This window comes from Pseudomaricurvus hydrocarbonicus, assembly GCF_011602365.1.
GTDB classification, from domain to species: Bacteria; Pseudomonadota; Gammaproteobacteria; order Pseudomonadales; family Cellvibrionaceae; genus Pseudomaricurvus; species Pseudomaricurvus hydrocarbonicus.
This window is the reverse complement of the sequence record NZ_JAAONZ010000017.1, coordinates 25285-36104: the sequence shown is the minus strand read 5'-3', so window position 1 is coordinate 36104 and position 10820 is coordinate 25285. Positions and strand designations below refer to the sequence as shown.

Here is a 10820-nt window from a genome sequence, read left to right as displayed (position 1 = left end):
TGCCGTGATCAACACATCTGCCAGTCACAGTGCACACGCCCCCATCAGCAAAGAGCTGAGACGCTATCTCGACCTGACGCTGGGTAAAGACGAAGGGGATGATTCTCACCACTACCTCTATCGCGCTCTGGTGCACACAGTGCGTGACCAGCTGCTGGCACGCTGGCGCGAAACCCGCCGCCAGAGTCTGGAAAGTCCGCACCGCATCGGTTATCTGTCGCTGGAATTTCTGGTGGGGCGCAGCCTGCACAACGCCATCCTCAATCTGGATCTGGAAGAGCCGGTGCGCGAGGCACTGAAAGAGTACGCCTGTGGCCTGGAGCAAATCGAAAGCGAAGAGATGGACGCCGGTTTGGGCAACGGCGGTCTCGGCCGTCTGGCCGCCTGCTTCCTCGACAGCTGCGCCAGCATGGACATTCCGGTGGTGGGGTATGGCATCCGTTACCAGTACGGCATGTTTCACCAGCAGATTGAGGACGGCTATCAGGTGGAAAGCCCCGACCTCTGGCTGCGCAAGGGCAACCCCTGGGAGATCGAAGCGCCGGAGCACACCCGTCGCATCAAGTTCATGGGTCGCAGTGAACATTTCTACGATGCCGGTGGACAGCTGAAGGCACGCTGGGTCGACACCCAGGATGTGCTGGCCGTGCCTTACGACATGCCGGTACCGGGCTATCAAAACGCGCGGGTGAACACCCTGCGGCTGTGGAAGTCGGAAGCCACCGACGAGTTTAATTTGGAAGAATTTAACGCCGGCGATTACTCCGATGCGGTCGCCGCCAAGAACCTCGCCGAGCAGATCAGTATGGTGCTCTACCCCAACGACTACAGCGTGCAGGGTAAAGAGCTGCGCCTGCGGCAGCAATATTTTTTGGCGTCTGCCAGCCTGCAGGACACCCTGTGTTTCTGGGCCAGGCACTTTGATGGTGACTTCGCCGGTTTTGCCGAGACCAACAGCTTTCAGTTGAACGACACCCACCCGGCCATCGCCGTGGCAGAGCTGATGCGGCTGTTGCTGGACGAGTACGACAAGGACTGGACTGAAGCCTGGTCGATCACCACCCAGACCATGGCCTACACTAACCACACCCTGTTGCCCGAGGCCCTGGAAACCTGGTCGGTGGAGCTGATGGGATGCCTGCTGCCGCGCTTGATGGAAATTATTTACGAGATCAACGCTCGCTTCCTGACCCAGGTGGCAGAGCGTTGGCCCGGCGATACCGAGCGTCAGCGGCGCATGTCGATCATTGCCGAAGGCAATCACCGCCATGTGCGCATGGCCCATCTGGCGATCGTCGGCAGCTATTCCATTAACGGCGTGGCCGCACTGCACACCGAGCTGCTGGAGAAAAATCTGTTCCACGATTTTTATGAGTTGTGGCCACATAAATTCAACAACAAAACCAACGGTGTCACTCCGCGCCGATAGCTGGCGCACTGCAATCCCGGCCTGAAATCGCTGCTGGTAGAAACCATCGGTGATGGTTGGGTGAAAGACCTGAGTCAGCTGGAAAAACTCAAGCCCTTCGCTCAAGACCGCAGCTTCACTGAAAAATTCATGCTGGTTAAAAGAGTCAATAAAGAGCGGTTGGCGAAGATGGTGACGAAGTCATGTTGTGTCGATTTCGACCCCGACATGATCTTTGATGTACAGGTCAAACGCATTCACGAATACAAGCGGCAGCTGCTCAATGTGTTGCACGTGATTCACCTCTACATCCGCATACTGCAGGGTGAAACCCATGGCATGCACCCGCGCTGCGTGCTGATTGGCGGCAAGGCGGCACCCGGATACCACACGGCCAAGTTGATCATCAAACTGGTCAACAATGTGGCCGCGGTGGTCAATCGCGATCCGCGGGTGCGTAACTGGTTGCGGGTGGCTTTTTTCCCGGACTACCGGGTCACCGCGATGGAAGTGATTTGTCCGGGCACCGATCTGTCCGAACAGATTTCCACCGCCGGTAAAGAAGCGTCCGGCACCGGCAACATGAAGTTCATGATGAGCGGCGCGGTCACCATTGGCACCCTTGACGGTGCCAACATCGAGATTCGCGATGCGGTGGGGGCGGATAATTACTTTCTGTTCGGAATGGACGCCAGCGAAGTGGAACTGGCGCGCGTGAACTACGACCCCAATTATGTCATCGCCCACGATGAAAGACTGATGCAGGTGATGCACCTGCTGGAGTCCGGGCACTTCAATCTGTTCGAGGCCGGACTCTTCAAGCCCATTGTCGATGCCATCCGCAGTGCCACGGATCCGTGGATGACGGCGGCCGATTTTCACAGTTATGTGGAAGCCCAGCAGCGGGTCAGCGAAACCTTTCAGGACACGTCGCGCTGGTCGCGGATCAGCGTGCTCAACACGGCCAGCAGCGGCTTCTTTTCCAGTGATCGCACCATCGCCGAATACCGCGATCAGATCTGGATGAAAAATAAAAAATAAGGGCAGATGAAAAAGCGCAGAATAAAACGTAGAGCAGACAGCAGGGCACCAGCGAGGGCATAAAAATGGATCAGGACAAAGATAAAGATAAAGGTACACGTTACGTCAGCCGGTTAACCAAAAGTACCGTGGCGCTGATTCTGGCCGGTGGTCGCGGATCGCGGCTGTATGAACTGACGCAGTGGCGGGCCAAACCGGCGCTTTATTTTGGTGGCAAATACCGAATCATCGATTTCCCGCTGTCGAACTGCATCAACTCCGGTATCCGCAACATCGGCGTACTGACCCAGTATAAAGCCCACTCGCTGGTGCGCCATGTAATGCGCGGCTGGGGCCACTTCAAGCGTGAGCTGGGTGAGTCGGTGGAGATTCTGCCCGCGTCGCAGCGCTACTCCGACCAGTGGTATCTGGGCACCGCCGACGCCATTTGGCAGAACATGGACATCATCCGCGCCGAGCGCCCCGAGTATATTTTGGTGCTTTCCGGCGACCACATCTACAAAATGGATTACGGTGAAATGCTGGTGGCCCACGTGGAGAGTGGAGCCGACATGACCGTTTGCTGTATGGAAGTTCCGGTCGAAGAAGCGGCGGGCGCATTCGGTGTGATGCAGGTCGATGTCACGGATCGCGTTGTCGACTTTCAAGAGAAGCCCGAACAGCCCGCTGAAATTCCCGACAAGCCGGGCATGACGCTGGCGTCGATGGGCAACTACATTTTTAATACCGAATTTCTGTTCGACGTACTGACCCGCGATGCGGACAACAAATCCTCGTCGCACGACTTTGGCCACGACCTGATCCCCAAACTGATTAAGACCAACCACGTGCAGGCGCACCGCTTTCGCAGCATGGAAGAGGGCAAGCCAACCTACTGGCGCGACGTGGGTACCCTCGATTCCTTCTGGCAGGCCAACATGGAACTGGCAGGCACCACGCCGCCACTCGATCTGTACGACCCCTATTGGCCGCTGTGGACATACCAGGAACAGCTGCCACCGGCCAAGTTCGTGTTCGACGATGACAATCGCCGCGGCATGGCGGTGGACTCGCTGGTGTCAGGTGGCTGCATTGTCTCGGGCAGTCTGGTGCGACGCTCGGTGTTGTTTTCCAGTGTGCGGGTGAACTCATTCTGTACCGTGCAGGAATCCGTGATCCTGCCCAACGTTGAGATTGGTCGCAACTGCAAGCTGCGCAAATGCATTATCGATCGCAACTGTATCATTCCCAAAGGTACGGTGATCGGCCTCGACCACAATCAGGACAGGAGCAATGGCTTTCGCGTCACCGAAAGCGGCGTGGTGCTGGTCACTCGCGGTATGCTCGGCCAGCCGGAAAGTGTGGTTTAATCGTTCACCAATTGACGAATAATAAAAAGCGCGGCCACAGGCCGTATGACTGGCTGATGGTTTTATGAAAATTTTGATGGTAGCAGCGGAAAACGGTGCACTGCCCGGCGGCAAGGTGGGTGGTATCGGCGACGTGATCCGTGACATTCCCCAGGCCCTGGCGAAACAGGGGCATGAAGTGGATGTGGTGATACCCGGTTATCAGCGTTTTTCCCACATGCCCGAGGCCATTCGTGTGGGCTCGGTTGATGTGACTTTCGGCGGGGTGAGTGAACATGTCGAACTGTTCCATATTGCCCGCCATCCGGTGCATAACAACTTGCGCTGCTGGGTGCTGGATCACCCCTTGTTTTCACCTTGCGAGCCGGGCCGAATCTACTGTGACGATCCCGCCGACAGCCCCTTTGCCCGCGATGCTTCCAAGTTCGCCCTGTTCTGTGCCGCGGTGGCACAGGGACTGAAAGAGCAGCTGTGGGGCGATCTGGATGTGGTGCACCTGCACGATTGGCACACGGCGCTGGTCGCCTTGCTGTTGCGCTGCCATCCCGAGTTCAGGGCCCAGGCGAAAACCCGGTTGGTCTACACCATTCACAACCTGTCGTTGCAGGGCATTCGGCCGCAGGCGGGTCACGACTCCTCGCTGCAAAGCTGGTTCCCGGAGTTGACGGCCGGCACGCTCGAAGGCTTCGCCGTACAGGATCCCCGCTACGGCGACTGCATCAACCCCATGCGCATCGGCATCAATTTGTGTGACAAGGTGCAGGCGGTCTCGCCCACCTACGCCCGTGAAATCCAGGCCCCCAGTAACAGCCAGTACGGCTTTGTGGGGGGCGAGGGGCTAGAGGATGATTTGCGTTCCGCGGCGGCCAGCCATCGGCTGGTGGGTATCCTCAACGGTTGCGATTACCCCTCAACCGCCGCTGCCCCGACCCAGCTGGAAGCCCTCACCGCCCTGATCGACCAGCAGCTGCAACAGTGGCTGGTGCAGACTCCCTTTGTGGACAGCGGCTACTTTATGGCTCTGCGCCGACTCGATCAGTGGCGCAACAGCTGGCTGACACAGCCACCGGATATGGTGGTCACCTCGGTCGGTCGACTGACCGACCAGAAGGTCAGCCTGCTGTTTGGCCGCAAAGACGGGCGTTATATCCTTGAATACCTGCTCGAACAGTTGCACGGTTTTGGGGTGCTGGTGGTGCTGGGCAGTGGCGATCCCGTACACGAGCAGCAGATGACCGAAGTCATGGCCAGCTACGACAACCTGCTGTTCCTGCGCGGTTACTCCGAAGGGTTACCGGACGCCATTTACAGCTGTGGTGATCTGTTCCTGATGCCGAGCTCCTTCGAGCCCTGTGGCATCAGTCAGATGCTGGCGATGCGTGCCGGGCAGCCCTGTCTGGTGCACCATGTGGGTGGTCTGGTGGACACCGTGACCGATGGCTACAACGGTTTTGCTTTTAACGGCCCCAACACCGAAGCCAAACAGGATGGCCTGATCCAGCGCTTTGCCGATGCCTTGCAGCTGTTCCGCAGCGATGCCGAAAAGTGGCAGCAGTTGTGCGAGCAGGCCGCCAGCACCCGTTTTTTGTGGTCGACCATTGCCAGGGAGTACGTCGAAAAACTCTATCGGTAAGTCTTTAACAAAGAGGACGGCTCTGTCGGCCAGGGACTTTGAGATTCGCCGACGGGCGCGTTCATAGTGTCTATGCTGATAGCAGCCGTGCAGTTTCCAGAGTTGAATGAACAACTTATTTAAGGGCATAAAGACAAAGACAGAAAAAGATTTTAGGCTGATCAACAAAGCACGGATGGGATAACCACTGGCAACCAGCTCGGCAGCAATGCCGAGAAGTCGGCTTTAGGCAACACGTGCGAAAACACCAGGCGCAGACACTTGATTCAGGCGTTCTATCGTCGATGCCAGCGACGGGCACTGCGAGACACGCAGTGGTAATAAGGCGTGGCTTGAGTGGTAATGCATTGAACTCTTCGAGAGCTGGAAAAGAATTTGGGCGCAGATCCACGCTGAGCGCTTTGAGGTTACCCGGTGGATCGTCAGCTGCATTGGATAGCTCACGCCAGTACGATGGCATGCAGGTTTTATTAATGGCCTGGCGCATCGACATTGTTTGTGGGCATGACATAAATTGTGCTGTAAGCCCTGCCATTGTCCAGGCCCCACAAATTGTCTTTTTTGGACATGGCGATGGCGGAAAAATTTTTGGTGGCGACCTCAGACCACTCTTTCTCTCCCGCAATACAGCGGTAGACTTTCCCACTGTTAGACGCTCCCATCAGACAGCCGTCAGCCCCCACCGACACGGCTTTGAACCTGATGTCGCCTTTTGGTTTGATAAAATCAGAGCGCCAGTTTTGATCGTCGTCTTTTGTTCTCACTTTGCGAAAGGCATCGCCATCCTTATTTAAAACCACCAGGGTGTCCATCCCTTCCGGGGTGACGGAGGCGTCAATGTCTACAATTTCAGCGAGAAAAAAACGGTCAATGCTGAGGTCCAGGCTGCCACTTTCCCCGACCACAATCTTGGCCAGTTTGCCATTGTCCGTGATCGCCCAGACCACTTCACCGGTCGCGGCGGCCTTCACAACGTTGAAATTAACATCAATAGTGTGTTGTTCTTTTTTGGTGTGATCGTAAATCAGAATTTTATTGGCATTGTTCACTAAAACCACACACATCGCACTGATACAGCTTATGTCTTTAATGTTATGGATTCCGGTGCCAAAAAACCAGGTTGTTTTGTCGTCCTGATACGTCACATGGTACGAAGAAAACAACCCCAACTCACCCTTTTCGTTAACCGCCCAAATCGAATCGTCGTTACCAATCGAAATCTTTTTAAGGTGTTCACCACCCCGATCAAACCAGTTGATTTTGTTGTTTTTCAAAAAATACTCAGAAAAGAATTTGGGGTAAATTTTGATGAGAGACTGCATGTCTTCTTGAGGTAACGACTTGGTGTGCCAGTTCACCTGTCTGTCATAGTCCAGGTTCTCGTACATAATGGAATTCTTGCCGCCTACATGGTGGAGGCCAAGCACATGACCTATTTCGTGCACCGCCACAGAATATAAATCAGCTCGGGATTTATCCAGTTGGTCAACCAGTTCCCAAATGCCACGTGCTGCCAATGTCAGTAAAGTAAATGCAGATGCAGCGACAAGGCTCCAGTTTTTGGCCTTATACAGATCGTGAAAGTCCAGCCATGTGATGTTGTTTGAAAACGTGATGTCGGTGCCTTTCTTTTCGGCAGCCACATCTTCCTTGTTGGACCCTACGCCTCCAAATCGAAGGACAATGTCCGCTTTTCTGCCATTGATCGCTCCCTGCTTAAATTCAAACGGTGAAATCGCTGACCACTTGGCAAACGCCCGGGAAAAAATATTGCGGACTTGCTCATGGGTGAAGCTGGTTTTGTTGGGGAAATTTTCTATTTCGTAATACAGTTGAGTGCGTTTGAAGGGGGCTGGCTTATCCATTGTTGCGCTTCCTTATTGACTGCGTATCAATGTCATCGATCTGATGGTTTTAATGGTTCCTATGCCGTCTGCGTTCTTCCGCTACTAACTAAGAGACTATCCATGCATTAACCTTTGAACAATACGGTCGGCGGGCGTGGGGTAAGCGACGCAGTACACAACAGTATCTCGTCAACATGAGGCGCGGCATTCAGGTTCTTCACCGTTATTGAAGGTCTGATAAAGCCATGACTGTTGCAAGTCGTGTATGGCACATGGCTACGACAGCTTGAATAAGGCCACAAGCACGGAATAGGGCTTAAACCACAAAGCCGAGTCACCGCTCAAGTGCAATACTCCCGCTGCCGGCCTTCATCTGCTGGGTTTCAATCAAGGCTCAACATCAGGCGGTTCGAAGCACGCTTGGGCATCACCTGTACTATCAACACAGCAACAGCCACGGCAAAACTCCTTGCGTTAGCGTGGCCTCAAAAAAAGCTTCGCGCAAATTTTGTGCCACCTCAATAAAATCAGAAGGTTAGCGATTGGTGGATGGAGATTTTTCGATCGTTGTAAAAAATATTGACAGTGAATCGTTAAAAAACCGATCAATGGGGACAGGGGTATTGAAATCTTCGTGAGCTTGAAACAGCCACTGAGCGAAGTTCCAGGCAGCGCAAAAGGGGATCGGGCGGCGGAAAGCGTTAGGGGGAAAGACGGGGGGGGGGCAAAATACGGTCACCTTTAATTGTAACGAACCATCGGCAGCTGCAAACAGTTCGCCTCAATCGGTCCGACCCCGTTATTTGGTTCCAGCCATAGCCTTCGACGTTCCTCAGATACAAGTAACAGAGCCCAAAACCCCAGTGGTACTGATTATGGGTTAGTCGGGTTAACCGGCCGGTAATCTCAGCATTCTCGCTATTGAGTTTAGACTGATAGCGGTAACAGGTCTCACTGATTTCAGCAGTCCGCCGTTTCAACATCAATATGCAGCACCACATGATAGTGGATGGTCATCACTGCATAGGCACAGATGCCAAGAGCGAATACTTCTGACAATTGCAGAATCCGGTCTTCGCTATACTGCCTGCGATGTTCGTAGTTATTTCCCCCAGTTCATCCCGGCCATACTTGTAACTGCAGCGGACACTGCGAGACACGCAGTGGTAATAAGGTGTGGCTTGAGAGGAAGTGAGCTGTTTGCGAGGCGTTGGCAGGCCTCAGTCCTTGAGTGCAATCAACAACCTTTTATAACGAAAATTACGGTGCGGAACAATTGGCTAAGCTCTACATGCAGGGTGCGGAAAATCGCCTGAGCGAAGACATTTGCCTAGCCAATCGCCGTCACGGCTGTTTCAAGAAACAGTGTCCTGATGAGGGGGTTTGATTTTCTGGTTAGTTCTGGGTTTCTGTGTTATCAATCTATCAAGATAATAATAACAACAGCAATTTCAACAATAAGCAGAACAACAGGAGCACAGAATGAAAAAACTGGGTATCGAACTGCTGAGTATTTTTGATTTGCCACCGGTTGAATTTATTCAATTGGCTGCGGATCTGAATTGTTTGAATATTTCTCTGGGCCTGTCTCAGTTTCCCGTGCCTGTGTATAACTTTGAGCCCTGGTCGTTAAGAGACAATAAAAAACTGCGCACGGAAGTTAAAGCCGCATTGCAGGATACCGGTGTCACAATTTCATTGGGCGAAGGTTTTGGTATTCGCGAAGGCCGCCATGTGTCCGCGTTTGCGCAAGATCTGGAACTCATGGCCGAGCTGGGGGCAACTCGGGTTAATACCGTTGGCATGGACCCGAATTTGAAGGCATGTGTTGAACAGCTAGGGTGTTTTGCCGAGATGGCAGCCGCGCAAGGCATGGCTGCCACGGTCGAGTTTGCGCCCGGGCTCACCATCGACAGCCTGGAGACGGCTCTGGAAGTGGTTGAGCAGATTGCGCACCCGAATTTACGGCTGCTGGTTGACAGTATGCATTTTTTTCGCTCTGGCGGCAGTGCGGAGCAGTTGGCTGCTGTCGACAAACATTTGATTGGCTATGTGCAGTTGAGTGACGCACTGGCCGTGGCACAGAATCCGGATTACATGCGCGAAGCCACCTTCGAGCGAAAAATGCCTGGCGCAGGCGAACTGCCTCTGCAAGAATTTCTGGCAGCTGTTCCCGACGAGGGGGTGGTGAGTCTGGAAATTCCCAATCTGGCTCAGGCCAAATTGGATGGCCACCCCGCTGCGTGGCTGCAGCAATGCGTTGAGGCTGCCAGAGCCTTAATGAGCCCGTGACGGAAAAAACGACCAGCCGCTTTCATCCGACAGGAACCTGTCGATAGGTTGTCCTTCTCAGAACGTATAGATACTTTTTCCAGGAAGGGATAGCTGCTTTTCCCATGAACGAAGAGTGGTTGGTTGCTCAAGAACGTAGTGAGGTGGGTTAAGATATGCGGGCGCGGCAGGCTTCGCGGAATTCTCGTGGGGATTTGCCAAAAGCCCGCCGGAACGCGGTGGAGAATGCCGCCGCGTTCATAAACCCAACATCGTGGGCAATGCTGGCAATGTGGTGGTTTGTAAAGCGCAATAAATAGGCGGCTTTGTCCATCATCACCTGTTTGATATAGGCACCGATGGTCTGGCTGGTCTCCTCGCGAAAGGCACGCATTAAGTGACGTTGGCTGAGTTGACACAGCGAGGCCAGTTCGCTCAACGACGGTGCCCCCTTGCCGTCCATAACCCGCTCCTTAATCAGGCGCATGGCCCTGGGGGATAAGCGTCCCCGGCCTTCAACCGGGTCATGCTGATGGTGCAATTGCCGCACTAGCTCGGCCAGCAAAATGGCGCCCATCCCCTCCTGAATCAGCTCCGAGGCAAAATCCGGTTGGTAGAGTTCGCGCGCGATCTGCTTCATCAGATAACGGATGCGCACGTTGCGCAGGTCGAGAAAATCACGCAGTACGGTGGGCGTTATCTGCTTTGCAAAAAACTCACTTTCATCGGCGTGCTGGCCGGCTTTGAGAAACACAAACAGGTTGCGCTGTGTGCCCGTGCCACCATTACCCAGGTAGCGTTGACCACAGGGAACAAAGAGAATTTCACCCATGGGCAGGTATTCATCGTGGCCGTTTTCAAAGCAGCCACGGGAGGCTTGAGGACGTACGTCCAGGCGCATATCCAGAAAGTGGACGGCACTGGAATGCCAACTGCCGGTGATGGCCGCGGAGCGCTCATAGCTACCGCTGACCGCGGAAAAGTTTTGTGTGTGAATTTCTCGCCTGTCTAGCCAGTTTCCGGGGTTGAAACGGGAGGTGAGTTCGGCCGGCCTCATGGTTTGCACAAGGGCGCGGTCGGCATTGGCTTGCGGTTGTCCAGTCACATTGATGATGCTCTGTGTCATGCCCGGTTGTCCGGACTTATTATTAGCGGCTGGTGCCTCACCGGGGCACAGCCAGTGTCTTGTGCAGCTCTTTGTGATATTGCAATGAAGCTGGCGAGTCCACCAGGGCAGGATCACAACACCACTATAAAGAAAATGTCAGGCA

Annotated in this window: 5 protein-coding genes and 2 pseudogenes; 4 read left to right on the top strand and 3 right to left on the bottom strand. The window is 54.3% G+C overall.

Translation table 11 applies throughout. From position 1 onward, the window contains the following. Window positions 1–4: 4 nt before the first annotated feature. The 3 genes and pseudogenes from G8770_RS18140 to G8770_RS18130 all read left to right on the top strand — a co-directional run bounded on the left by G8770_RS18140 (window position 5) and on the right by G8770_RS18130 (window position 5431). Window positions 5–2449: pseudogene (locus tag G8770_RS18140) on the top strand (glycogen/starch/alpha-glucan phosphorylase). A gap of 65 nt (window positions 2450–2514) precedes the next feature. Continuing rightward, window positions 2515–3798, top strand: coding sequence for a glucose-1-phosphate adenylyltransferase (gene glgC / locus G8770_RS18135; RefSeq protein WP_167190228.1), 1284 nt, complete (start codon window positions 2515–2517; stop codon window positions 3796–3798). A gap of 64 nt (window positions 3799–3862) precedes the next feature. Next, window positions 3863–5431: a glycogen synthase gene (locus G8770_RS18130; protein WP_167190225.1), complete on the top strand. Its 1569-nt coding sequence runs from the start codon at window positions 3863–3865 to the stop codon at window positions 5429–5431. A gap of 470 nt (window positions 5432–5901) precedes the next feature. On the opposite strand, the gene G8770_RS18125 is transcribed toward G8770_RS18130, so the two are convergent. Then, on the bottom strand, window positions 5902–7296 hold the full coding sequence (locus G8770_RS18125; RefSeq protein WP_167190222.1) for a matrixin family metalloprotease: 1395 nt from the start codon (window positions 7294–7296) through the stop codon (window positions 5902–5904). Between the two features lie 788 nt (window positions 7297–8084). Beyond that, a pseudogene (locus G8770_RS24245) lies at window positions 8085–8240 on the bottom strand (IS3 family transposase); the annotation flags it as partial. A 520-nt stretch (window positions 8241–8760) separates the two neighbouring features. Between G8770_RS24245 and G8770_RS18120 the strand changes: the two are divergent. After that, a complete protein-coding gene (locus G8770_RS18120; protein ID WP_167190220.1) occupies window positions 8761–9570 on the top strand; it encodes a sugar phosphate isomerase/epimerase family protein in 810 nt (269 codons plus the stop codon). A 148-nt stretch (window positions 9571–9718) separates the two neighbouring features. On the opposite strand, the gene G8770_RS18115 is transcribed toward G8770_RS18120, so the two are convergent. Continuing rightward, window positions 9719–10675: a helix-turn-helix domain-containing protein gene (locus G8770_RS18115; RefSeq protein WP_167190217.1), complete on the bottom strand. Its 957-nt coding sequence runs from the start codon at window positions 10673–10675 to the stop codon at window positions 9719–9721. Window positions 10676–10820: the final 145 nt, after the last annotated feature.

Bases quoted from the DNA above. Each gene is read 5' to 3' on its own strand.
- glgC (WP_167190228.1), top strand. From the start codon at position 2,515: ATGGATCAGGACAAAGATAAAGATAAAGGTACACGTTACGTCAGCCGG.
- G8770_RS18130 (WP_167190225.1), top strand. From the start codon at position 3,863: ATGAAAATTTTGATGGTAGCAGCGGAAAACGGTGCACTGCCCGGCGGC.
- G8770_RS18125 (WP_167190222.1), bottom strand. From the start codon at position 7,296: ATGGATAAGCCAGCCCCCTTCAAACGCACTCAACTGTATTACGAAATA.
- G8770_RS18120 (WP_167190220.1), top strand. From the start codon at position 8,761: ATGAAAAAACTGGGTATCGAACTGCTGAGTATTTTTGATTTGCCACCG.
- G8770_RS18115 (WP_167190217.1), bottom strand. From the start codon at position 10,675: ATGACACAGAGCATCATCAATGTGACTGGACAACCGCAAGCCAATGCC.